Genomic DNA, 22969 nt, shown 5'->3' on the forward strand with positions numbered 1-22969 from the left:
GCGGCGCGCAACGCCGTCGCGCCGCCCTGTCGCGGCATCGAGCCTTTACAAGCGCATGGCCGTCTCATACCATCCGCTAAAACATACATTCTTTGTACATGTTTAATCGACGGCCTGTCGCGCCGCCGTCGCATTGAACGTTTTTCTCCACATTCACCCTCTTGAAAGGAGAGAGGTCATGCGCTCCACACGTCGTTCATGGACATGGCTCGGGCTCGTCTGCCTCGCGTCATTCGCCGTCCTGCTATGGCTCGGCAGAGACATCTATCTCGCCGCGCCGCCGATACCGAACACGGTCGTCAGCGAAAATGGGCGCGTCATTTTCACTGGCGAGCAGATCAGGCGCGGTCAGCAGGTCTGGCTCGCATCGGGCGGCCAGCAACTCGGCACCGTCTGGGGGCACGGCAGCTACGTCGCGCCGGACTGGTCGGCGGACTGGCTGCATCGTGAAGCGCTCGAGCTGCGCGACGCGTGGGCGCGCCAGCAATTCGGCGCGCCGTACGAGAAGCTGCCCGTCGATCAGCAAGGCATGCTCGATGCGCGCCTGAAGCATGAAATGCGTGCGAACCGCTATGACGCCGCGAACGATCGCCTCACGCTGTCGGATGCGCGCGCGGCGGCGCAGCGGGTCGCCGGGCACTACGAAGCATTGTTCGGCGCCGATCCGTCACTCGACACGCTGCGCGACCAGTACGCGATGACGGCAGGCTCGGTTCCGGGCGCGGCCGACCGCACCGCGCTCGCGTCGTTCTTCTTCTGGTCCGCGTGGTCGGCAACGACCGACCGTCCCGGCGAAACGGGCGTCACGTATACGAACAACTGGCCGCACGAGCCGCTCGTCGGCAACACGCCGACCGCCGCGAACGGCATGTGGTCGATCGCGAGCGTGATCATCCTGCTCGGCGCGATCGCCGCGATGGTCTGGTATCACACCGCGCACGGCGAGCACGATGCGCCGCTCGCCGTCCCGACCAACGATCCGCTCTTCAACGTGAAGCCGACGCCGTCGATGCGCGCGACGAAGAAGTACTTCTACGTCGTGATCGGCCTGCTGCTCACGCAGGTCTTCATGGGCGCGATCACCGCGCACTATGCGGTGGAAGGCCACAGCTTCTTCGGCATTCCGCTCGCGGACGTGATGCCGTGGGTCGTGAGCCGCACGATCCATACGCAGTTCGGCGTCCTCTGGATCGCGACCGCGTGGCTCGCGACGGGCCTCTACATTTCGCCGCTCCTGTCCGGCCGCGAGCCGAAGCTGCAAAAGCTCGGCGTCGACGTGCTGTTCTGGGCGCTGATCTTCATCGTCGTCGGCTCGACCGTCACCGGCTGGCTCGGCTCACTCAAGCATCTCGGCACGAACTTCTCGTTCTGGATCGGCAATCAGGGCCTCGCGTACACGAGCATGGGCCGCGTCTGGCAAATCCTGCTCTTCGTCGGCCTGCTGTTCTGGCTGATCCTGATGGGCCGCGCGCTGATGCCCGCGCTGCGTAACAAGGCGACCGAAGGCCGCGGCCTGATCGGCATGGTGTTCCTGTCCGCCGCGTGCATCGGGCTCTTCTATGCGTCGTCGCTCGCGTGGGGGCAAAACACGCACTACTCGATGATCGAGTACTGGAGATGGTGGCTCGTGCACCTGTGGGTCGAAGGCTTCTTCGAAGTGTTCGCGACCGCGGTGATCGCCCTCATCTTCGCGCGCCTCGGCCTCATCCGCTTCGAAAGCGCGAACCGCGCGATCGTGATGGAAACGATCGTGTTCCTGTTCGGCGGCATTCTCGGCACGCTGCACCACCTGTACTTCACCGGCACGACGACGTCGATCATCGCGGTGGGCGCCGTGTTCTCCGCGTGCGAAGTGGTGCCGCTCGCGCTCGTCGGCTTCGAAGGCTGGCAGACGTATCGCAAGTCGCACGCCGCGCCGTGGATCCAGTCGTACAAGTGGGCGATCCTCTGCTTCGTCGCGGTGGGCGCGTGGAATACCGTCGGCGCGGGCCTGCTCGGCTTCTCGATCAATCCGCCGATTTCGCTCTACTACGTGCAGGGCCTGAACATGACGCCCGCGCACGGCCACGCCGCGCTGTTCGGCGTGTACGGGATGCTCGGCATCGGCCTGATGCTGTTCTGCCTGCGCGGCATGTCGGCGCGCGGCGCGTGGAGCGACGGCCTGCTCAAGCCCGCGTTCTGGCTGCTGAACGTCGGCCTCTTCATGATGGTGTTCGTGTCGATCCTGCCGTCGGGCATCTATGAAGCGTATGCGAGCGTGACGAAGGGCCTCTGGTACGCACGCTCGCCGGAAGTCGTGCACGCGCCGATCATGAACGCGCTCGTGTGGCTGCGCGTGCCGGGCGACATCGTGTTCGCGTTCGGCGTGCTGTATCTCGGCTGGTTCGCGCTTCGCCTGCTGCGCCGGCCCGCGCCGCCGCAGCCCGATGAGCGCGCCGTCGGCCAGGCCGCGCAACGCATGTAAGCGCCGCTCTCGCGCCGCCGGCGGGCCGTGCGCATCGCACGGCCCGCCGGCCTCCTCTCCTCCCTCCGTCCGGAGCAATCATGCCGAATGCCTCAGCAATCCGAAGCGAAACGCCCGACGAGCTCGCGCTGCGCGACGCGCTGCGCGAAGTCATCGATCCGGAGATCGGCGTCAACATCGTCGACCTCGGTCTCGTCTACCGGATCGAACGCACCGAAGAGCGCATCGTCGTGACGATGACGATGACGTCGCCCGCCTGTCCGATGGCGGGCGTCGTGATCGACGACGTGCAGGCGACGCTCGGCGACGCCACCTCCGATGCGCTGCCCGTCGACGTCAATCTCGTCTGGGAGCCGCCGTGGGCGCCGAAGATGATGAGCGACGCGGCGCGCGAGCAGATGGGCTGGCCGATCGCGTAACGCGCTTCACGCCCTCGACGTCGCGCCCGCCGCCATGCAACCGGCCGCTTCGTTCGCCCGCTCGCTCGCCCGCCCGATCGTCCGCGCGACGGCGGGCGGCGTGATCGTCGCGCTGCTCGCGTGCGGCGTCGCGACGGGTCTCGCGCGGCTCGGCGCGCCCGCGCCAGCGCATGCCGTATCGAGGCTCGCGTGGCACGGCGTGCTGATGATTCCGGTGTTCTTCGGCGCGGTGATCGGCATCGAGCGCGCGGTCGCGCTCGGCGCGCGCTGGGCGTATCTCGTGCCGGCGATGGCCGTCGCGGCCGGCATCACGTTGCTTGCAGGCGCGCCGCCGATGCTCGCCGCCGCGCTGCTGGCCGGCGCGGCAAGCGGCGCGCTCGCCGTCAACGCCGCGGTGCTGCGGCGGCAAACCGCGCTGTTCCTGTGGGTGCTCGCCGCGAGCGTCGGATGCTGGTGGGCGGGCGATGTCGTCTGGCTGCTGACGGGCGATCCGTTCGCGGCCGTTGCGTGGTGGCTCGCGTTCCTGATCCTGACGATCGCCGCCGAGCGGCTCGAGCTCACGCGCGTGCGCCCGCTGCCGCGCGGCGCGAGCGCCTGCTTCTGCGGCATCGCCGCGCTGCTGCCCGTCGCCGCCGCGCTTGCGCCGTGGCAGCCGCTGCCCGCGCCGCGGCTGTTCGGCGCGGGCGAACTGCTGCTCGCGTCGTGGCTGATCCGCTACGACGTCGCGCGCCGCACGGTACGCCAGCGCGGCCTCACGCGCTTCATCGCCGTCTGCCTGCTGTCCGGCTACGGCTGGCTCGCGGTGAGCGGCGCACTCGGCCTGACCGGTGCGCTCGCGCCCGGCCATCCGGCGCACGACGCCGCACTGCACACGCTCACGCTCGGCTTCGTGTTCTCGATGATCCTCGGGCACATGCCGATCATCGTGCCGGCAGTCACACGGCTGCGCGTCGCGTACCGGCCGTTCTTCCACGCGCCGCTCGCGCTCTTGCACGCAGCCGTCGCGCTGCGCGTCGCGGGCGATCTCTTCGATGCGTTCGCGCTGCGGCGCGCGGGCGGCGAAATCGCCGCGCTCGCGATCGCGAGCTTCGCCGTCACGCTCGCGATCGGCGCCGCGCTCGCGCGCCGTTCGACGAGGCCTAGCAGCAACGGCAAGCGAGCCGGCTAGTTCACCGCATCTGTCGCGTCAACGCGCGAACGCGACAGCCTTGCGCGCGGACAAAGATGCGGCCGCGCAATCCAATCTTGTCGCAGCACATGCGCGCGCTTCTTCTCCTATCATGCATCACGAAAGCAACATATCGGAAAATGGAGGAACGCCATGCCGCTCGTCCGCTCGACGGACCACAACGCGCCCGCGCAGCCCGACGGCCGCCGCGCCGCGCTGTGGTCGACCGGCTTCCGGCCCTTCTATCTCGGCGGCGCCTCTTTCGGCGCGATCGCGATGCTCGCGTGGCTCGGCGCGCTCGCGGGCCGCGACTGGGCCGGCCATGCGCCGCCCGCGAGCGGCCTCTTCTGGCACGCGCACGAAATGGTCTTCGGCTTCGGCGGCGCGATCGTGTCCGGCTTCCTGCTGACGTCGGTGCGCACCTGGACGTCGACGAACCCCGCGCAAGGCCCGTCGCTCGCCGCGCTGTGGCTGCTGTGGCTCGCCGGCCGCGTGCTGATGTGGACGGGGCCCGGCTGGGCCGCGGCCGCGGTCGACGTCGCGTTCCTGCCGGCGATCGCCTATGCGCTCGTCCGCGCGCTGATCGGCGCGAGGAATCGGCACGGCATCTTCCTGCCCGTCGCGCTCGGCATGCTCGCCGTGCTCAACGCGCTCTTTCACCTGTGGCTCCGGCAAGGCCACGCCGACTGGGCGCTGCGCTGCGTCGAGCTCGCCGCGGGGTTGCTCGTGCTCTTTATCGTCATCATCGGCGGGCGCATCATTCCGTCGATCGCGACGGCCGCGCGGCCCGAGCTCACCATCGGGCAGTGGCGGATCGTCGAATCGTCGGTGATGCCGGTGACGCTCGCCGCGCTGATCGCCGACGCGACGGCCGCCCCCGCGCCCGCGATCGCCGCGCTCGCCGGGGCGGCGGCCGCGCTGCACGCGGCGCGGCTCGCCGGCTGGCGCTTCTGGGCGACCGGGCGGCGGCCGATGCTGTCGATCCTGCACGTCGCCTATGCATCGATCGCCGCCGGCTTCGCTCTGACGGCCTTGAGCGCATACGGGCTCGTCGCGCATTCGCTCGCGCTGCACACGTTCACGACGGGCGCGATCGGCTGCGCGATCATCGGGATGATCACGCGCACCGCGCTGGAACAGACGGCACGCGAGCCCGTCGCGAACTTCGCCGAGCGCGTCTGCTACGGACTGCTGATCGCAGCGACGCTCGCGCGCGTCGCAGGGCCGTGGCTCGCGCCCGCCGCGACCGCGCAATGGCTCGTCGTCGCGGGCGTCGCCTGGGCGGCTGCGCTGCTCGTCTACGTCGCGCGCTATGCCGGACGCCTGGTTTCGCCTGCGCTGGCCGCGCCCGGTTCGGACGCGAAGTCCGGCGAGTAGGCGCCTTGCCGGACGTTAGTCGTTAGTCGCAAGTCGTTCGGCGAGACCTCGCTTTCTCGTCGGCGATGCCCGGTTCGCTCACCGCACCCGCCCGGCTGCGGACACGAGACGGCGCACACCGTGAGCGCCCGCTCTCCCGCCCGCCTCCCGTCACGCGTCAGAGCCGCATATTCGCGGCCGCGCGGCAAATCCTGCCATCCGCACGAGCGTCGCGCATTCGATCCGCGCAACCGGCGATCGATGCCGCAGCCCGGATTCGCCTCGCCTTAATCGCCGTCAAGTGCGCGCCAAACTTCGGCGTCTCGGCGTTGACCAACACAACATCTGGTATTTAGCATTCACCACATCACCATATTTTGCGTCACAAACGAGAGAGGCCCACGTTGCCCGAGACCATCCACCCTGGCGCCGCGTCGAATCCGGCGCCGCGCGGCAAGCCGCTGATCGACGTCGAATCGTCGATCAACGAATACCTGGACCGGCAGGACTGGCGCGTCAACGCGAACGCGAACCAGGGCTATTCGCTCGGCGGCCTGATCCTGAACGTGTCCGGCAAGGTGATCGCGAACTACTGGCTGAGCCACGTCTACCCGAGCGCGATCGGCGAAGCGCACCGCAACGCGGATCTGCACATCCACGATCTCGACGTGCTGTCCGGCTACTGCGCGGGCTGGTCGCTGCGCACGCTGCTCGCCGAAGGGCTGAACGGCGTGCCCGGCAAGGTCGAGTCGGGGCCGCCGAAGCACCTGTCGAGCGCCGTCGGCCAGATCGTGAACTTCCTCGGCACGCTGCAGAACGAATGGGCGGGCGCGCAGGCGTTCAGCTCGTTCGACACGTACACGGCGCCGTTCGTGCGCCGCGACGCGCTCACCTACGCCGAAGTCAGGCAGTCCGTTCAGGAGCTGATCTACAACCTGAACGTGCCGTCGCGCTGGGGCACGCAGACGCCGTTCACGAACCTGACGTTCGACTGGACCTGCCCCGAGGATCTGCGCGAGCAGGTGCCCGTGATCGCCGGCGAAGAGATGCCGTTCACGTACGGCGATCTGCAGCCCGAAATGGACATGATCAACCAGGCGTACATCGAGGTGATGCAGGCGGGCGACGCGGCGGGCCGCGTGTTCACGTTCCCGATCCCGACCTACAACATCACCGCCGATTTCGACTGGCACAGCCCGAATGCCGGGCGCCTGTTCGAGATGACCGCGCGCTACGGCCTGCCGTACTTCCAGAACTTCATCAATTCCGAGCTGAAGCCGAACATGATCCGCTCGATGTGCTGCCGGCTGCAGCTCGACCTGCGCGAGCTGATGAAACGCGGCAACGGGCTCTTCGGCTCGGCCGAGCAGACGGGATCGATCGGCGTCGTCACCGTGAATTGCGCGCGGCTCGGCCATCTGCACGCGGGCGACGAGCGCGCGCTCTTCGCGCGGCTCGACACGCTGCTCGACTACGGCAAGGAAAGCCTCGAGATCAAGCGCGACGTGATTCAGCGCCACATGGACAACGGGCTCTTCCCGTACACGAAGCGCTATCTCGGCACGCTGCGCAATCACTTCTCGACGCTCGGCGTGAACGGCGTCAACGAGATGATCCGCAATTTCACGCACGACGCGCACGACCTGACGACCGACTGGGGCCATGCGTTCGCGCTGCGGCTGCTCGACCACGTGCGCGCGCGCATCGTCGAGTATCAGGAGGAAACGGGCCACATGTACAACCTCGAGGCGACGCCCGCCGAGGGCACGACGTACCGCTTCGCGAAAGAGGACCGCCGCCGCTATCCGGCCATCCTGCAGGCGGGCACGGCGCAGATGCCGTACTACACGAACTCGTCGCAGTTGCCGGTGGGCTTCACCGACGATCCGTTCGAGGCGCTCGAGCGCCAGGACGACCTGCAGCGCAAATACACGGGCGGCACGGTGCTGCATCTGTACATGACCGAGCCGCTGTCGTCCGCCGACGCGTGCCGCACGCTCGTGAAGCGCGCGCTCACCCGCTTCTCGCTGCCGTATCTGACCGTCACGCCGACGTTCTCGATCTGCCCGACGCACGGCTATCTCGCGGGCAGCCACCCGTTTTGCCCGAAGTGCGACGAAGCACTGCTGCGTCGCAAACTGTCTCAATCCCAACCGATGGAAGCCTGAACATCATGACGACACTGCAAACCAACCCACAAGCCGCCCTCGCCGCGATCGCGCTGCCCGACGACGAGCGCCAGCCGTGCGAAATCTGGACCCGCGTGATGGGCTACCATCGCCCGGTGTCGTCGTTCAACGTCGGCAAGCAAGGCGAATTCCACGAGCGCAGGTACTTCCGCGAGCGCGAAACGGGCGACGTCGAAGCGAGCGGCGTCGCCATGCGCGCGGCGGCGTAAGCGCGGCTCGCTCACGCGATGAACCTCGCCCTTCCCCGGCGTCGTTCGCTCAAGGTGGGCGGGCTCGTCCCGTTCACCGCGACCGACTATCCCGGCCAGTTCGCCGCGGTCGTGTTCGTGCAGGGCTGCCCGTGGCGTTGCGGGTATTGCCACAATCCGCACCTGCAGCCGCGCTCGCATCCGGCCGGGATCGAATGGGACGCGCTGCTCGCGTTCCTCGCGCGCCGCGTCGGGCTGATCGACGCGGTCGTGTTCAGCGGCGGCGAGCCGTCGATCGATCCGGCGCTCGCCGCATCGATCGGCGACATCAGGCGGCTCGGCTTCAAGATCGGCCTGCACAGCGCAGGCACGCATCCGCGGCGACTCACTCCCCTGCTGCCGTCACTCGACTGGATCGGGCTCGACGTGAAAGCGCCGTTCGACGACTACGCGCGCACGACACGCGTGCGCGCAAGCGGCGGCCATGCACGGCAGAGCCTCGAAGCAGTGCTCGCGAGCGGCATCGCATACGAATGCCGGACGACCGCGCATCCGGATCTGCTGCCCGAGCCGGCGCTGCTGCGCATCGCGCACGAACTCGCCGATCTCGGCGTCGAGCATTACGTGCTGCAAGTGTTTCGGGCGCAAGGATGCGGCGACGGCGCGCTGAACGCGGCGCATCTCGCCGGCTATCCGAGCGATGCGGTGCTCGGCCGGCTCGATCGCCTGTTTGCGAATTTCGCGATTCGGCGCGGTTGAGCCGGCGCGGCCGAATCGGCCGCGCATGGTCAGATCTTGCCGTGCAACGCGGCGTCGGCGCCCTAGTCAGCCTGCGTGAGCGTGAGCGCATGCTCGTGCTCGCGCGCCGGCTCGCGTCGCGCGAGCCGCGCGGCTTCGCCTCGCGCGATCGCGAGAATGCGACTCGCGTCGTCCGGGTCGAAATCCTCGTGAAAGCGCTTCCTGACGCCATGCTCGCCGAGCTGCAAATGCGCGTCCGGCGCGATCCCGTGCCGCGCGAGGCTCTTCTTCGCGCACACGAGCGGGCAGCCGTCGATCGCGAGAATCGGCCGCCCCGAATGGGCGACCCTCAGGAGCGACGGCACGTCGCCGCCGACGCCCGCGATGCACGACATCTCCGCGTCGCCGCCGCGGTCGAGCCGCACCGCGACATGATTCGCGAGTTGCGCGACGTTCGAGCATCCCGAGCAGGAATAGACGATCGGCAGCGCTTTCGTTTCGTGATTCATTCCGGTCTCCTGATCGCCCGTTCGCCGGATCGCGCGCATCTCAGTCCGTCATCCTCAGTCCGACATCCCGCCGCGCCCGACCGGCTGCTGGCGGAACAGCCGCGACGGCAGCCATCGCTCGAGCGAAAACACCGACAGATCGATCGCGTCGAGCGAATTCTTCATGAGCAAACCCAGCTCGGTATCGCCTTCCATCGTCAGGCGCCGGCTGAAAAACAGCGTATCGGGATCTTCGCGGCGCTGCGACAGCAGATAGAAGTCGTACGCGGTCGCGCCGATCGTCAGATCGACGTCTCGCCCGCCCGACAGCGCCGAAAACGTTCCGCGCCGGCAGACGAAATCGAACGCGACGCCCGCATCCTTCACCTGGATGCGCAGCGGACGATCGTCCAGCAGCGCGAGCGTCTCCGCGGGCAAATGCCGGCGCAGCACGAGATTGATCCCGCTCGCGAACAAGAGCGCGCCCGGATACGCGGGCAATTTCGACAGCAGCTTGCCGAGTGCGGGCGGCAATTGATAGATCGGGGCGTTCATCGGGGATTCCTCATCATCCAGTTCGAAGCGACGCGGCAAGGGCCGAGCCGCGGCTTCAATGCGCGACGTGCTCGAGGCCCGGCTTGCCGTACCAGTAACCGTTGCACGACGTCTCCGGCATCCTGTCGTGCAGCGCGGCGAGCGCGTCGCGCGCGCTCGCGCGGCCGTTCAGCACGCCGTGAAATGCGTCGACCACGTCGGCCATGTGCTGCGATTGCGGGCTCAACCGGACGACGTCGACGTTCAGCGCACGCAACGCGTCGATCTCGCCGATCAGGTTGTAGACGCGCGCGGACTGCGTCGAAATGCCATTGAGCACGAGGAAGGGCTCGCCTTCGCGCGTGTGCAGCGGCAGGCCGTCCGGGTGCTCCATGCACACGTACTGGCAGTTGTCCTTCGGGAAATTGCGATTGCGCGCGGTGAAGCAGCGCGCGGAAAACGCAAGCGGAATGCGCCCGTAGGCGAACACTTCGGTTTCCAGATGCGCGGGCCGCTCGGCCTGCATCTGCGCGAGCCCCGCCTCGCTCATCTCGGGCGGCATCACCCAGCGCCGCGCGCCGAGCTCCGCGAGCATCGCGAGCGTCGGCGGGTTGTAGACGTTCAGCCACGGCCCCGCGACGAACGCGCGCGCCGCGCTGCTGCGCACGGCGCCCATGTCGTTCGCCTCGACCAGATAGCGGCCGTTCCCGGCGATCTCGCGCATCGCCTTCAGGTCCCGGCCCGATTCGAGCAGCACCTGCGTCGACAGCACGACTTCCTTGCCGGCCTCGGCGAGCATGTCGGCGATCTCGATCCAGTCCGCGAAGCGCAGCTCGTGCCGGCGCGCGCAGACGGTCTCGCCGAGATACACGATGTCGACGGGTGTCTCCGCCATCGCCTGATAGAACTGCATCGTCGCGACGCGCGGCCAGTAGTACTGCACCGGCCCCAAAGCAATTTTCATGATCCTCGCTCCCGCATTCAGGCGTGCGCCGTCGTGCGTGTCATTTCCACGGCCGATGGTAGGCGCCGAGCGTATGCTGCTGCCCTTCCGCGACCTTGTTCAGTTCCGTCATCCACGCCGGCTTCACGTAGTAGCGCGCGAGGTTCGCCGCGCACTGATCGATCGCTTCGCGCCACACGCGCGTCACCTGTGCGACGTACGCGGGGCTGCGCTGGCGGCCTTCGATCTTGATCGCGCGGATGCCGATCTGCATCAGCTTCGGCAGCAACTCGAGCGTGTTCAGGCTCGTCGGCTCCTCGATCGCGTAGTAGCTCTCGTCCGCGACCTTGAAGCGCCCCTTGCAGAGCGTCGGGTAGCCGGCGTTCTCGCCGTCTTCGTAACGATCGATCAGCACGCCGTTCAGCCGCGATTCGAGGCCGTCGGGCGTCTTCTGCCAGCGCACCGCCTTCGCGGGCGAGCACACGCCGCGCGTGTTCGGCGATTCGCCCGTCGCGTACGACGACAGCGCGCAGCGCCCTTCGACCATCACGCACAGACTGCCGAAGCCGAACACCTCGATTTCGACCGGCGTGTTCTCGGCCACCTGCTCGACCTGCGCGAGCGACAGCACGCGCGGCAGCACCGCGCGCGACACGCCGAAGTGCTCGTGATAGAAGTTGATCGCCTCGTAGTTCGTTGCCGAGCCCTGCACCGACAGGTGCAGCCGCAGCTCCGGGTAGCGCTCGCGCGCGAAGCGCATGAGCCCCGGATCGGCGACGATGATCGCGTCGACACCCGCGTCGGCCGCGCGGCCCACCGCTTCCCGCCATGCGGTCCAGCCGTCCGGCTGCGGATACGTGTTGAGCGCGACGAGCACCTTGCGGCCGCGCTCGCGCGCATAGCGGATGCCGGCCGCGATCGCCTGCGCGTCGAAGTTCAGGCCGGCGAAGTTGCGCGCGTTCGTCGCGTCGCGAAAACCGAGATACACGCAGTCCGCGCCGTTGTCGACCGCGGCCTTCAGCGCGGGCAGGCTGCCCGCCGGGCACACGAGTTCGATCGGCGCGGCGCCCGTCGCGAAGTGACTGCTTTGCGTCATGGCATGACGGCTCCATCAAAGAAACGAGAAACCGCTCGCGGCATGCCGGCGAGCGGCGGAAACGGGCGTCGCCCGAAGCGAGGCGCCGTCAGCCGAGCGCGGGCAGCGGCGCACGCGCCGGCTCGGGTGCGAGCGCCGCGGCGGCCGCGCGCCTGACGCCCGTGAGCAGATAGTCGATCAGCTCGCGCACGGAACGGATCTCGTGGCCGAACGGCAAAACTTCCGAGCCGCGGAAGAACAGCCCGCGCTTGATGTCGCCCGCGAGCGCGAACGCAAGCCGCGTGTCGATGCAGAACTGCCCGTGCTTCTCGATGCCGTCGCGCAGCCCGCATTGCTGCAGGCAATCGAAGCCGACGAGGCACTTGCGCGGCTTCGCCGCGCGCTGCAGCTTCCGTTCCCGTTCCAGATAGTTTGTGAGCCACGGCGTGCGCACCGCGCGCGCCGGCAGGCCCGCGACGCTCATGAACGTGACGATGTCGTCCGGCCCCGCCTCGACGAGCACTTTCTTGAAGTTCGGATGCGCGTCGCCCTCTTCGGTCACGGCGAACGGCGTGCCGAGCTGCACCGCGCTCACGCCGAGCGCGAACAGTTGCCGCGCCTGCTCGTGGCTGTGGATGCCGCCCGCCGCGATCAGCGGAATCCGCTCGCGCTCGATGCCGAGCTCCCTGAACAGCGCGAACGTGCCTTCGAGCACCGAGGGAAACGCAAAATTCGGGTTGTTCAGGGTGTCTGTCGTCGGCGCGCCGAGATGGCCCGCCGCGTAGCGCGGGTTCTCGATGACGACGGCGTCGGGCAGGCGGTTCTTGCGCATCCACTTCTTCAGCACGAGCCCGATCCCACGCGCATCCGACAGGATCGGAATCAGCGCGACGTCGGGAAAATCGGCGGTCAGCTCGGGCAAGTCGAGCGGCAGACCCGCGCCGACGACGACCGCATGCGCGCCGCTCTCGCACGACTGGCGCACATACGACGCGTATTCGGACAACGCGCGCATCACGTTGACGGCGACGAGCCCGCATCCGTTCGCGAGCGACTTCGCCGCGCGGATCTCGCGATCGAGCGCTTCGAGGTTCGCCGCGTCGATGAGCGCGCGATCGCGCGAGCGGCCGGTGCGCGCCATCAGGTCGGGATGATGGCGGCGCAGGTCGACGCTCGAGATCGTCCCGAACGCGCCTAGCGACGCGACCGCGCCGGCAAGCCGGTGCGCGGACACGCCGACGCCCATCCCGCCTTGCACAATCGGCAGCAGCGACCTGCCCTTGATCACGAGATTCTTGAATGCGGTTTTGACGACGGACACGGACACGGCAAATTCCTGAAAAGCCGGCTTACGCCTGGTGCGTAAGTGTGCGGCCGAATGTGTTGGCATCGCCTTAATCGGCGTCAAGGTCTCGGTCCGGATCGCGCATCGATCCGGGGTTATGATCAGAATGCCGAAACATGGGTGCGTCGCGTCGCCGCGCGTCGTTGATGCGCTGGCGCGCGATGCGCCGGCCGCCCCCGTTCGCGGCGCCCCTCGCCAAGCGCATTCTTTCCGCCATGCAGCGCAAACTCGAACTCGACCACTCCCCCGCGCTGAGCGTGCCGCTGCGCTTCTTCGTCAGCGCGCCGCTCTTCGCGATCGCCGCGGCAGGCTTGCTGCTGTGGGCCGGGCCGGATGCGCTCGCGTCGCGCTGGTCGCCCGCCGCGCTCGCGCTCACGCATCTGTGCGCGCTCGGGATGCTCGCGACGACGATGGTCGGCGCGATGATTCAGATCATGTCGGTCGCAGCCGGCATCCGGATCGCATCGCCCGTCGCAAACGCAACCGCGATCCACGCGTGCCTGACGCTCGGCACGCTGATGCTCGCGGCGGCGTTCGCGGGCGCGGCGCCCGTGTTGTTCGCGCCCGCCGCGCTGCTGCTCGGTGCGGCGCTCCTGTGGTTCCTGCTCATCTGCGCGCTCGGCTTCGCGCAACATCGGCGGCGCATGCCGGCAGGCGCCGCAAGCGTGTTGCGCACCGTGCGCCTCGCGTGGCTCGCGCTCGCGGGAACCGGCGCGCTCGGCGTGTCGCTCGGGTTCGCGCTCGGCGGGCATCTGCCCTTCTTCTCGATCGGACTCGTCGATCTGCACGCGACCTGGGGGCTGGCCGGCTGGGTCGGGCTGCTGACGGCCGGCATCTCGTACCAGTTGATCCCGATGTTCCAGGCGACCGAGCCCTATCCGCGCGCCGCCGCGCGGTGGTTCGGCCCAGGCGTGTTCGCGGCGCTCGTTGCGGCGTCGGCCGCCGCGTTCGGTCCGGGCGATCGCCGCGGCTTCGCCTCCGACGCGATCCGGCTCACGCTCTACGCGCTGTACGCGGGATACGCCGCGTGGACCTTTTACCTGCTCTGGACGCGCAAGCGCCCCGAAGCCGACCCGACGACGCTGTTCTGGCGCACCGCGACGGCGAGCGTCGGATGCGCGAGCGTGCTGTGGATCGCGAACGCGGCCGCGGGCGGCCGAGACGTCGCGGTGACGGTCGGCGTGCTGCTGATGGTGGGCGGCGCGTGGTCGGCGATCAACGGGATGCTCTACAAGATCATCCCGTTCCTGCTGTGGTATCACGCGCAAAAGTCGAGCGAGACGACGATTCCCGCGATGCCGAAGGTCAAGGACATGTTGCCGGAGCGCGCCGCGCGCCCGCAGTTCCTCGCGCACGTCGCCGCGTTGCTGCTGCTCGCCGCCGCGAGCGTCGCGCCGGCACCGTTCGCGCGGCCGGCCGCCGTCGCGCTCGGCGTGTCGGCCGGCTGGCTCGCGCTCAACATGCTCGGCGCATGGCGGCGCTACGCGCGAATCCGGCGGCGCGTCGCGTCGGCGTCAGTACTGCATCTCCGAGCGTAGCCGGTCGACGTCGGGAATGAAGATGTCGCAGCCGTTGACGACGACGAGCTCGCGCGTGCACAGATCGCGCAGCACGCGCGAGAAATGCTCGGGCGTGAGATTCAGGCGCGACGCAATCGCCTTCTTGCCCGTCTCGAGCCGGATCTGCAGGCCGGATTCCACGGGCGCGTCGGTCTGCTCGAGCAGGTAGCTGATCACGCGCTGCGTGCCCGAGCGCAGCGAATACGTCTCGACATCGACGACGAGCTGATGCAGGCGCATGCTGAGGCTCGCGAGCATCCGGCGCGCGAATGCCGGGTTGTGATCGAGCTCCTCGGTCACGACGGCCTTCGTCACGTGCAGGAGCAGCGTGTCGGAGAGCGCTTTCGCCGTCACCGCATACGGCTTGTCCATGAACATCACCGCTTCGCCGAAGCTGTCGCCCGGCCCGAGCAGGCGCACGATCTTCTCGATGCCGAGCGGCGAGAACGAGCTCAGCTTGATCTGGCCGTAGACGATCATGTGAAAGCCGCCGCAAGGATCGCCGCGGCTGAACACTGTCTGCCCGCGCGGCACCTGCACGCGCATCGTGCCGCGCGCGAGATTGTCGAGCTCGCCGCGCGACAGCACGCTGAAAATCGGCAACCGCGCGAGAAAGTCCTGCACGGGAATCTTGCTTTCCTTCATCACGCCACCTTCATCACCAGGGTCTGTTGACATACGGAACGCACATGCGATTTCGTATGTCAACAGACCCTAGATCAACTTCGAATAGGACGCCGAGGCGGGCCGGCCGAGATACGCGTCGAACACCATGCCGATCGCGCGCACGAACATGCGCCCCTTCGGCGTCACGGCGATGCGCTCCGCGTCGATCGTGAGCAGCCCCGCGTCGCGATAGGGCTCGAGCTGCGCAAGCTCGGACGCGAAATACCGCGCGAAATCGATGCCGTGCCGGCGGCCGATCTCCGCGAAATCGACGGGCGTGCTGCACATCACCGTCATGATGACTTCGCGGCGCAGCAGATCGTCGGGCGTCAGCGCAAAGCCGCGCTCGATCGGCAGGCGTCCGGCGTCGAGCTGGCGGTAATACGTCTTCAGCGAGCGCGTCGACTGGCTGTACGATGCGCCGACCTTGCCGATCGCCGACACGCCGAAGCCGACCAGGTCGCATTCAGCCTGCGTCGTATAGCCCTGGAAATTGCGGTGCAGGCTGCGCTCGCGCAACGCGTTGCTGAGCTCGTCGACCGGCTTCGCGAAGTGATCGAGCCCGATGTACACGTAACCGGCGTCGAGCAGCCGCCGCGTCGATTCGATGAAGATGCGCAGCCGGTCTTCGGCGGCCGGCAGCTCCGATTCGACGATCAGGCGCTGCGCCTTGAAGCGGCTCGGCAGATGCGCGTAGTTGTAGACCGCGATGCGATCGGGCGACAGCCGGATCACCTCGTCGAGCGTGCGCGAGAAGCTCGCGGGCGTCTGCCGCGGCAGCCCGTAGATCAGATCGATGTTGACCGATTCGAACCCGGCCGCGCGGCTCGCCGCGAGCGCGCGCTCGACCATCGGCAGCGGCTGGATTCGATGCACCGCCTCCTGCACCGACGGATCGAAGTCCTGCACGCCGAAGCTCGTCCGGTTGAAGCCGAGCGCCGCGAGCGACTGCAGCGTGCGCTCGTCGACCGTGCGCGGATCGATCTCGACGCCGAGCTCCGCATGCGGCGCGAATTCGAAATGGCCACGCAGCGCGCGCATCAGGCGCGCGAGCTCGTCGATCGCGAAGAACGTCGGCGAGCCGCCGCCCAGATGCAGTTGCGTCGTCAGACGGTCGCGGCCGAGGTCCGGCGCGACGAGCTCCATTTCACGGATCAGGTAGTCGACGTACGCGCTCGTCCGGGTGTGATCCTGCGTGATGATCTTGTTGCACGCGCAGAAGTAACAGAGCGACTCGCAAAACGGCAGATGCAGGTAGACCGACAACGGCGGGTTGCGCTCGGCCGACGCCCGGCGCGACAGATGCTCGCGGTAAGCGTGTTCGTCGAATGCGTCGGAAAACCGGTCGGCCGTCGGATAGGACGTATAGCGCGGCCCTTGCCGGTCGAAGCGCCGGATCAGCGCTTCGGAGATCTGAACGTCCGCGAACGCGGACACGTCGTGGTGGAGAGCGGGCGCGATCGTATCCGCGCCGTCATTCGAATGCGTTGTCATGTCCATCTGCTTGTACCCTGGCTATACCCTGGCATGCCGCGCGAAACGCCGGCGTTCCATTGTCGGGCGCGCGGCTCGGACGGACTTGACGCAAATCAACCTCCGATGTCGCGCGCGTGCCGCCGACGGGGCGGCACACGTATACGCTGACGAGCTGTCCGCCCGCTACGCGAGCACGAAGCGCCCGACGAGTTTTCCCATGTGCTCGGCCTGTTCGCGCAGCGACGCGCTCGCGGCCGCCGATTCCTCGACGAGCGCCGCATTGCGCTGCGTCACTTCGTCCATCTGCGTGATCGCCGCGTTGACCTGCTCGATCCCGTCGCTTTGCTGCTCGGACGCCTTCGCGATTTCGCTGACGACGGTGTCGACGCTCCTGATCGAGGCGTTCACGCTGCGGATCGCATCGTCCGCGCGCGTGAACAGCGACGCGCCGTCCGTCACGTGACGAATCGATTCGTGAATCAGCTCCTTCACGTCCTTGGCGGCGGTCGCGCTGCGGTGCGCAAGCGCGCGCACCTCGCCCGCGACCACCGCGAAGCCCTTGCCCTGCTCGCCCGCGCGCGCCGCCTCGACGGCCGCGTTCAGCGCGAGGATGTTGGTCTGGAACGCGATGCCTTCGATCACCGATACGATCTCCGCCATCCGGCTCGAACTGTCGTGGATCTTCGTCATCAGCGCCACCGCGTGCGTCACGATCCGCCCGGTGTCCGCCGCGCGCTCGAACGCCTCGGCGCTCAGTGTGCTCGCATGCGATGCGTTCGATGCGTTGTGGCGCACGGTCGACGTCAGCTCCTCCATGCTCGCCGCCGTCTGCTCGAGCGACGCCGCCTGCGTCTCGGTGCGGCCCGACAGATCGAGATTGCCGGCTGCGATCTGCTGGCTGCCGACCATCACCGAATCGGCAACGCGCCGCGTCTCGGTCAGCGTCTGCGCCCAGACGTCGAGCAGCGCGTTGAAACCGCGCTTGATGAAAGCGAATTCGTCGCCGCCGCGCACCGCGAGGCGCGCGCGCAAATCGCCGTCGCCCGCCGCGCGCATGCAGCCGGACAACTGCGCGACGTCCTCGTGCGTCGACATCGCGAAAGCGACGAAAAGATAGAGCGCGCATGCAACCAGCACGACGCTCAGCGTCATGATCGCGGCCACCTTCATCTGCTCGGCGTGCGCGCGCGCCGCGAGGCGCTCGCGTAGCTGCTGCGCGAGCGCGCCGTGCACGCGATACAGCGCGTCGATCGCATCGCTGCCCTGCTGGAAATAGCTCTTCGCGTCGATCGACGCACCGCCGCCCGCGAGCGACGCCGCCGCGCGCTGAAATGCCGCAACCGCGCCGAGATCGACGCCATCCAGCGTGTTTGCGCCGAGCACGTTCTTCACGCGCTCGAGATGATGGCGAATCATGCTCATCTGCTCGGCGAGGCCGCCCGCGCGCACGGCGAGCTCGCGCCTGTCCGCGTCGCCGAGCGAGCCGCCGCTCAGCGCGGCCGCTCCCTTGCCGCGCAGCACGCCGACCGTCTCGGCCGTGCCCGGCAGCACGAACAACACCGAGTCGATCAGGTGATAGTTCGACGCATCCGGATCGGCGCCGAGCTGCGACGCGACCGCCAGGTCCTTCTCGAACAGGAAGATCGCGTGGATCACGTCGGTGTGCGAATCGAACAGCGCGGCGGCGGACGTGCCGAGCCCGCCCGTCGCCGCGTGTCCGTACCGGCTCGCGAGCGCGCCCACGGGCGCGACGACGTCGAACCGGCCGGTGCCGCGCACCTGCTGCTCGAGCGTCGCGACGAGACGATCGGCGCTCGCGCTCGCCGCATCGAACTTCGCGCGCATCGCCTCGTTGCCCGCGAGCACCGAGGCGCCCGCGCCGCGCCGCACCTGCACCGCCTTCAACAGATCCTGCGTCGTTTCGAGGATCGAGATGCCGTCGCGCTCGCCCTGCGTCGTCGCATAGGCGTGCAGAGCGACGGCGAGCGTCGCGTAGAGTGCGGCGACGAGCGGCGCGATGAACAGCACGGCGAGAATCGCGAGCTTCCTGGGCAGCTTCATGCGCGCCATCAGGCGCATTCCAGGTCCAAATACTTGCTTGCTCATTCTTGCCCCTTTTCGATGTGATAAGACGACCGTTCCGGTCTCGTTTCTGTATACGGATCGTTCGGCCCGATACTTAAGCGAGATCAATCGTCAACCACGACATCGAAATCTTCCCCACGCCGCACAAATTGCGCGACGCCCGCGCGCGCTATCGCAACCACGCGCGATGCACGTCGCCTGCAAACGCCTATGGCGCGACTCGCGCGCGTTGTGCCATTTGTTCGAGTCCGTGCGGCGCTTTCGCATTCATGTGGCGCTGTGCCGCACGTGCGCCATGATCCGTTTTCCTGACCATCGTTTGATGCGGATCAAAATTGCCGCAATGCCGGATATCGACGGCGTCTTCGCCGCTGGCATCTCCATGCGCGCGAGCATTGGACCCGTATCGATTCACGCATTAAGATACATAATAAATACATCTTACTGGAGAACCAACTTGAAGATTCCGCTCGCGCCCCCGCAACCGTCTCGACAACCCACCGGCCTGCCGGTGCTGCGGCTCGGCTTCAGGCCGTTCTATCTCGGCGGCGCCTATTTCGGGATCGTTTCGATCGCGCTCTGGCTCGCGTCGCTGCGCGGCCATCCGGTTGCCGGCCTGTCGCCCACGATGAGCGGCCTCGCGTGGCACGTCCATGAAATGGTGTTCGGATTCTCCGCGGCGATCATCGTCGGCTTCCTGCTCACGGCAATCCGCGCGTGGACCTCGCGCGATACGCCGCACGGCGCGCAGCTCGCCGCACTATGGCTGCTGTGGGCGGCCGGCCGCCTGCTCGTCTGGGCGGGACCGGAGCCGCTCGCCGCCGTCGTCGACTCCGCGTTCCTGCCGATCACCGCGATCATCCTGCTGCGCGTGCTGCTCGCCGCGCGCAATCATCGCAACGTGTTCCTGACCGTCGCGCTCTTTCTGTTCGGCGCGCTCAACGCGCTCTTCCACTGGTGGGCCGCGCAGGGGCGCCTCGATCTCGCGCTGCAGGCCGCGTATGCGGCCGTCGGCTTCGTCATGCTGTTCGTCGTCGTGATTGCGGGCCGCATCGTGCCGACGTTCACGATGAACGCGATTCCCGGCTTCACCGCGAAGCGCTGGAAATTCGTCGAGACGCTCGCCGCCCCGGTCACGGTGCTCGCGCTCTGCGCGGACGCGTCCCGATTGCCGGGTGCGATCGTCGCGGCCGTCGCGTTTGCCGCGGCGGCGCTGCACGCAACGCGCATCGTTGGCTGGCGTTCGTGGCGCGTCGGCGCGCGCCCGATCCTGTGGATCCTGCACGTTGCGTACGCATGGGTGCCGGTGGGTTTCGCGATGCTCGCGCTCGCCGCGCTCGGCGTTGCGCCGCATTCGCTCGCGATCCATGCGCTGACGGTTGGCGTGATCGGCGGCGCGATCGTCGCGATGATCACGCGCACCGCGCTCGGCCATACGGGCCGGCCGCTGCGCGCGGGGCCGGCCGAAATCGCGTGTTACTGGCTGCTGATCGCGGCCGCGCTCGTGCGCGTGTTCGCACCGTGGATCACGCCCGGCGCGACGCGTGTCTGGATCGACATCGCCGGCGCGTGCTGGATAGCGGCATTCGCCGTGTATGCGCTGCGCTACACCGGCTATCTGACGTCGCCGCGCATCGACGGCAAGGCCGGTTGAACCGCCGGAGCGCCGCTCGATCGAGACGGACTCCGAAGTTGTTCCGGCTCGGCCGTTTTCGTCGCGACGTCCGGCGAGAAACCGCGTCGCCCGGATACGCATTCCCCGTGCATGGCGTCAAGAGGCCGCGCCGCTTCGTTTTCCGATCACTTTCCGGCCGCTTCTCAGCCGCTTCTCAGCCGCTTCCCGGCGATAAAGACACGACTCGAAGCAGGGTCTCCATCCCGCAGCTTGCGGCCTGCCAAATAGATGCATAATATATACCACAATTAAGGCTACAGACCGAACCGAGTCGCGCCGCGCGTTGCACATCGAATCGCACGGAGGCGGCCGCCCTGCTCTACACGGATTCGCCCATGCTCAACGTCGATCAACCCACGCCGCTCGCGAGAGCGCTCGAACAAACGTATCGGCACGGATTCGTGACCGACATCGAATCCGACTCGCTGCCGCCCGGCCTCGACGAAGACGTCGTTCGCGAGATCTCGCGCCGCAAGCGCGAACCGGCGTTCCTGCTGAAATGGCGGCTCTCCGCATTCGAGCGCTGGCTTGCGATGTCGCCGCCCGATTGGGGCAAGCTGCGCATCGCGCCGATCGATTTCCAGGCGCAGTCGTACTATTCGGCGCCGAAATCGCTGAAGGACCGCCCGAAGAACCTCGACGACGTCGACCCGAAGCTGCTCGAAACCTACGAGAAGCTGAACGTGCCGCTGCACGAGCGCGCCCGGCTCGCGGGCGTCGCTGTCGACGCGGTGTTCGATTCGGTGTCGGTCGGCACGACGTTTCGCGAGCAGCTCGCCGAAGCGGGCGTGATCTTCTGTTCGTTCTCGCACGCGGTCGAGCATCACCCCGAGCTGATCGAGCGCTATCTCGGCACCGTCGTGCCGACCGCCGACAATTTCTACGCGGCGCTGAACTCGGCCGTGTTCTCCGACGGCTCGTTCGTCTACGTGCCGGAAGGCGTGCGCTGCCCGATGGAGCTGTCGTCGTACTTCCGGATCAACGCGCAGAACACCGGCCAGTTCGAACGCACGCTGATCATCGCCGAGCCCGGCAGTCACGTCAGCTACCTCGAAGGCTGCACGGCGCCGCAGCGCGACGAGCACCAACTGCACGCGGCCGTCGTCGAGCTCGTCGCGCACGACGACGCGCACATCAAGTACTCGACCGTGCAGAACTGGTATCCGGGCGATGCGAACGGCGTCGGCGGCATCTACAACTTCGTGACGAAGCGCGGGCTCTGCGCGGGCGCGCGCTCGCGGATCGCATGGACGCAGATCGAGACGGGCTCCGCGATTACGTGGAAGTATCCGAGCGTCGTGCTGCGCGGCGACGAATCGAGCGGCGAGTTCCATTCGATCGCCGTATCGAACCACTGCCAGCAGGCCGACACCGGCACGAAGATGATCCATCTCGGCCGCAACACGCGCAGCCGGATCGTCTCGAAAGGCATCAGCGCGGGCCGCGCGCAGAACAGCTACCGGGGGCTCGTGCGCGTCGCGCGCACGGCCGAAGGCGCGCGCAACCATACGCAGTGCGACTCGCTGCTGATCGGCCCGCGATGCGGCGCGCACACGTTCCCGTATGTCGAGAGCGCGCGCGGCGACGCCGTCGTCGAGCACGAGGCGACGACGACGCGCATCTCCGAAGATCGCCTCTTCTATTGCCAGCAGCGCGGCATCGATCCGCAGGAAGCGGCGGCGCTCATCGTCGGCGGCTTCTGCCAGGCGGTGCTCGAAGCGCTGCCGATGGAATTCGCGCTCGAGGCGAAGGCGTTGCTCGCGGTGTCGCTCGAAGGCGCCGTCGGCTGATCCCCACCCATGACGAACGAAGGAATCACCATGAATCGATCCGAACCCTTGCTGCAGGCATTCGACCTGAGCGTGGACGTCGCGAAGCGCCGCGTGCTGCAATCGGTGTCGCTCGCCGTGCCGGCAGGCGCGCTCGTCGTGCTGATGGGCGCGAACGGCAGCGGCAAGAGCACGCTCGGCATGACGCTCGCGGGCCATCCCGCGTATCGCGTGACGCACGGCCACGTGCGGTTCGGCGGGCAGGACCTGCTCGCGATGAGCGTGCAGGAGCGCGCGCGCGCCGGCCTGTTCCTGTCGTTCCAGGCGCCGCCCGACATTCCCGGCGTGAAAAACAATCTCTTCATTCGCACGGCGCTCAACGCCGTGCGCGAGGCGCGCGGCGACACCGCGCTCGACGCGCTCGACGCGCTCGACTTTCTCGGCGACGCGCGCGCGGCCGCCGCGCGCGTCGGGCTGCCGGACGCGATGCTCAACCGTTCGATGAACGAAGGTTTCTCGGGCGGCGAGCGCAAGCGCAACGAGCTGTTGCAGCTCGCGCTGCTGCGCCCGCGGCTCGCGATGCTCGACGAGATCGACTCGGGGATGGACGTCGACGGCGTGCGCGCGGCGGTCGACCTGATCGGCCGGCTGCGCGAGCAAGGCACCGCGTTCGTGATCGTGTCGCATTATCTGCAGATGATCGAATCGCTCGCGCCCGATGCGGTATTGCTGCTCGATCGCGGGCGCATCGCCGAATCCGGCGACCTCGCCCTCGCCCGCGACATCGCGGCAAAGGGCTTCGTTCGCACGGACGCGCTCGCGCAGGCCTGAC

20 protein-coding genes are annotated in these 22969 nt (G+C 67.9%); 11 read left to right on the forward strand and 9 right to left on the reverse strand.

Going from position 1 to position 22969, the window contains the following annotated elements; translation table 11 throughout:
* The first annotated feature begins 178 nt into the window (after positions 1 to 178).
* From WS92_RS23000 to WS92_RS23030, 7 genes are all read left to right on the forward strand, one after another.
* A complete protein-coding gene (locus tag WS92_RS23000) occupies positions 179 to 2464 on the forward strand; it encodes a nitric-oxide reductase large subunit (protein WP_059933862.1) in 2286 nt (761 codons plus the stop codon).
* A gap of 80 nt (positions 2465 to 2544) precedes the next feature.
* Positions 2545 to 2883 carry a metal-sulfur cluster assembly factor gene (locus WS92_RS23005; protein WP_059933865.1) on the forward strand — a complete coding sequence of 113 codons (339 nt, stop codon included), beginning with the start codon at positions 2545 to 2547 and terminating at the stop codon, positions 2881 to 2883.
* Positions 2884 to 2917: 34 nt separating this feature from the next.
* Entirely contained in the window at positions 2918 to 4051 is a 1134-nt protein-coding gene (locus tag WS92_RS23010) for a hypothetical protein (RefSeq protein ID WP_059933868.1), read from the forward strand.
* A gap of 153 nt (positions 4052 to 4204) precedes the next feature.
* A complete protein-coding gene (locus tag WS92_RS23015; protein WP_059933871.1) occupies positions 4205 to 5428 on the forward strand; it encodes an NnrS family protein in 1224 nt (407 codons plus the stop codon).
* Between the two features lie 383 nt (positions 5429 to 5811).
* Positions 5812 to 7575 (forward strand): ribonucleoside triphosphate reductase, encoded by a 1764-nt coding sequence (locus WS92_RS23020; protein WP_059933874.1) that lies wholly within the window; start codon positions 5812 to 5814, stop codon positions 7573 to 7575.
* A 2-nt stretch (positions 7576 to 7577) separates the two neighbouring features.
* A complete protein-coding gene (nrdD, locus tag WS92_RS37015) occupies positions 7578 to 7805 on the forward strand; it encodes an anaerobic ribonucleoside-triphosphate reductase (RefSeq protein WP_082743929.1) in 228 nt (75 codons plus the stop codon).
* An 18-nt stretch (positions 7806 to 7823) separates the two neighbouring features.
* Entirely contained in the window at positions 7824 to 8543 is a 720-nt protein-coding gene (locus tag WS92_RS23030; RefSeq protein ID WP_059933880.1) for an anaerobic ribonucleoside-triphosphate reductase activating protein, read from the forward strand.
* A gap of 62 nt (positions 8544 to 8605) precedes the next feature.
* Here the strand turns inward: WS92_RS23030 and WS92_RS23035 are convergent, their stop codons facing one another.
* Genes WS92_RS23035 through WS92_RS23055 form a run of 6 tightly spaced genes read right to left on the reverse strand, consistent with a single transcriptional unit; the run spans position 8606 to position 12889 of the window.
* Entirely contained in the window at positions 8606 to 9031 is a 426-nt protein-coding gene (locus tag WS92_RS23035; RefSeq protein WP_015601109.1) for a putative zinc-binding protein, read from the reverse strand.
* Between the two features lie 54 nt (positions 9032 to 9085).
* Positions 9086 to 9565: a ubiquinone anaerobic biosynthesis accessory factor UbiT gene (locus WS92_RS23040; protein WP_059933883.1), complete on the reverse strand. Its 480-nt coding sequence runs from the start codon at positions 9563 to 9565 to the stop codon at positions 9086 to 9088.
* Between the two features lie 55 nt (positions 9566 to 9620).
* On the reverse strand, positions 9621 to 10508 hold the full coding sequence (locus WS92_RS23045; RefSeq protein WP_059933886.1) for a U32 family peptidase: 888 nt from the start codon (positions 10506 to 10508) through the stop codon (positions 9621 to 9623).
* Between the two features lie 40 nt (positions 10509 to 10548).
* A complete protein-coding gene (locus tag WS92_RS23050) occupies positions 10549 to 11583 on the reverse strand; it encodes a ubiquinone anaerobic biosynthesis protein UbiU (RefSeq protein ID WP_006025879.1) in 1035 nt (344 codons plus the stop codon).
* Entirely contained in the window at positions 11580 to 11675 is a 96-nt protein-coding gene (locus tag WS92_RS37265; protein WP_080595009.1) for a dioxygenase, read from the reverse strand. The genes WS92_RS23050 and WS92_RS37265 overlap by 4 nt, the downstream gene beginning before the upstream one ends.
* Positions 11672 to 12889, reverse strand: coding sequence for an NAD(P)H-dependent flavin oxidoreductase (locus WS92_RS23055; protein ID WP_059933888.1), 1218 nt, complete (start codon positions 12887 to 12889; stop codon positions 11672 to 11674). Before WS92_RS23055 ends, WS92_RS37265 begins: the two co-directional genes overlap by 4 nt.
* Positions 12890 to 13122: 233 nt before the next feature.
* Here WS92_RS23055 and WS92_RS23060 point away from each other — a divergent pair, with 233 nt between their 5' ends.
* Positions 13123 to 14445 (forward strand): hypothetical protein, encoded by a 1323-nt coding sequence (locus WS92_RS23060; protein ID WP_059934117.1) that lies wholly within the window; start codon positions 13123 to 13125, stop codon positions 14443 to 14445.
* Here WS92_RS23060 and WS92_RS23065 read toward each other — a convergent pair.
* From WS92_RS23065 to WS92_RS23075, 3 genes are all read right to left on the reverse strand, one after another.
* The gene (locus WS92_RS23065; protein WP_059933891.1) at positions 14422 to 15111 is read right to left on the reverse strand and encodes a Crp/Fnr family transcriptional regulator; all 690 of its coding nucleotides are present in this window, start codon (positions 15109 to 15111) and stop codon (positions 14422 to 14424) included. The genes WS92_RS23060 and WS92_RS23065 overlap by 24 nt on opposite strands.
* A 69-nt stretch (positions 15112 to 15180) precedes the next feature.
* Positions 15181 to 16632, reverse strand: coding sequence for an oxygen-independent coproporphyrinogen III oxidase (hemN, locus tag WS92_RS23070; protein WP_059933894.1), 1452 nt, complete (start codon positions 16630 to 16632; stop codon positions 15181 to 15183).
* 159 nt (positions 16633 to 16791) lie between these two features.
* Positions 16792 to 18714 carry a methyl-accepting chemotaxis protein gene (locus WS92_RS23075; RefSeq protein WP_059933897.1) on the reverse strand — a complete coding sequence of 641 codons (1923 nt, stop codon included), beginning with the start codon at positions 18712 to 18714 and terminating at the stop codon, positions 16792 to 16794.
* A gap of 436 nt (positions 18715 to 19150) precedes the next feature.
* Here WS92_RS23075 and WS92_RS23080 point away from each other — a divergent pair, with 436 nt between their 5' ends.
* The 3 genes from WS92_RS23080 to sufC all read left to right on the forward strand — a co-directional run bounded on the left by WS92_RS23080 (position 19151) and on the right by sufC (position 22968).
* Positions 19151 to 20347: an NnrS family protein gene (locus tag WS92_RS23080; protein WP_059933900.1), complete on the forward strand. Its 1197-nt coding sequence runs from the start codon at positions 19151 to 19153 to the stop codon at positions 20345 to 20347.
* A gap of 356 nt (positions 20348 to 20703) precedes the next feature.
* Positions 20704 to 22158: a Fe-S cluster assembly protein SufB gene (gene sufB, locus WS92_RS23085; protein WP_059933903.1), complete on the forward strand. Its 1455-nt coding sequence runs from the start codon at positions 20704 to 20706 to the stop codon at positions 22156 to 22158.
* A gap of 30 nt (positions 22159 to 22188) precedes the next feature.
* The gene (sufC, locus tag WS92_RS23090; protein WP_059934119.1) at positions 22189 to 22968 is read left to right on the forward strand and encodes a Fe-S cluster assembly ATPase SufC; all 780 of its coding nucleotides are present in this window, start codon (positions 22189 to 22191) and stop codon (positions 22966 to 22968) included.
* The last annotated feature ends 1 nt before the right edge of the window (position 22969 follow it).

Source organism: Burkholderia sp. MSMB1588, assembly GCF_001546925.1.
GTDB classification, from domain to species: domain Bacteria; phylum Pseudomonadota; class Gammaproteobacteria; order Burkholderiales; family Burkholderiaceae; genus Burkholderia; species Burkholderia humptydooensis.

What these genes read in the sequence shown, in the direction of transcription:
- hemN (WP_059933894.1), bottom strand. Translation starts at nt 16,632, where the DNA reads ATGGACATGACAACGCATTCGAATGACGGCGCGGATACGATCGCGCCC.
- WS92_RS23030 (WP_059933880.1), top strand. Translation starts at nt 7,824, where the DNA reads ATGAACCTCGCCCTTCCCCGGCGTCGTTCGCTCAAGGTGGGCGGGCTC.
- sufB (WP_059933903.1), top strand. Translation starts at nt 20,704, where the DNA reads ATGCTCAACGTCGATCAACCCACGCCGCTCGCGAGAGCGCTCGAACAA.
- WS92_RS23075 (WP_059933897.1), bottom strand. Translation starts at nt 18,714, where the DNA reads ATGAGCAAGCAAGTATTTGGACCTGGAATGCGCCTGATGGCGCGCATG.
- WS92_RS23035 (WP_015601109.1), bottom strand. Translation starts at nt 9,031, where the DNA reads ATGAATCACGAAACGAAAGCGCTGCCGATCGTCTATTCCTGCTCGGGA.
- WS92_RS23040 (WP_059933883.1), bottom strand. Translation starts at nt 9,565, where the DNA reads ATGAACGCCCCGATCTATCAATTGCCGCCCGCACTCGGCAAGCTGCTG.
- WS92_RS23000 (WP_059933862.1), top strand. Translation starts at nt 179, where the DNA reads ATGCGCTCCACACGTCGTTCATGGACATGGCTCGGGCTCGTCTGCCTC.
- WS92_RS23010 (WP_059933868.1), top strand. Translation starts at nt 2,918, where the DNA reads ATGCAACCGGCCGCTTCGTTCGCCCGCTCGCTCGCCCGCCCGATCGTC.
- WS92_RS23015 (WP_059933871.1), top strand. Translation starts at nt 4,205, where the DNA reads ATGCCGCTCGTCCGCTCGACGGACCACAACGCGCCCGCGCAGCCCGAC.
- WS92_RS23005 (WP_059933865.1), top strand. Translation starts at nt 2,545, where the DNA reads ATGCCGAATGCCTCAGCAATCCGAAGCGAAACGCCCGACGAGCTCGCG.
- WS92_RS23050 (WP_006025879.1), bottom strand. Translation starts at nt 11,583, where the DNA reads ATGACGCAAAGCAGTCACTTCGCGACGGGCGCCGCGCCGATCGAACTC.
- WS92_RS23045 (WP_059933886.1), bottom strand. Translation starts at nt 10,508, where the DNA reads ATGAAAATTGCTTTGGGGCCGGTGCAGTACTACTGGCCGCGCGTCGCG.
- WS92_RS23065 (WP_059933891.1), bottom strand. Translation starts at nt 15,111, where the DNA reads ATGAAGGAAAGCAAGATTCCCGTGCAGGACTTTCTCGCGCGGTTGCCG.
- sufC (WP_059934119.1), top strand. Translation starts at nt 22,189, where the DNA reads ATGAATCGATCCGAACCCTTGCTGCAGGCATTCGACCTGAGCGTGGAC.
- WS92_RS23060 (WP_059934117.1), top strand. Translation starts at nt 13,123, where the DNA reads ATGCAGCGCAAACTCGAACTCGACCACTCCCCCGCGCTGAGCGTGCCG.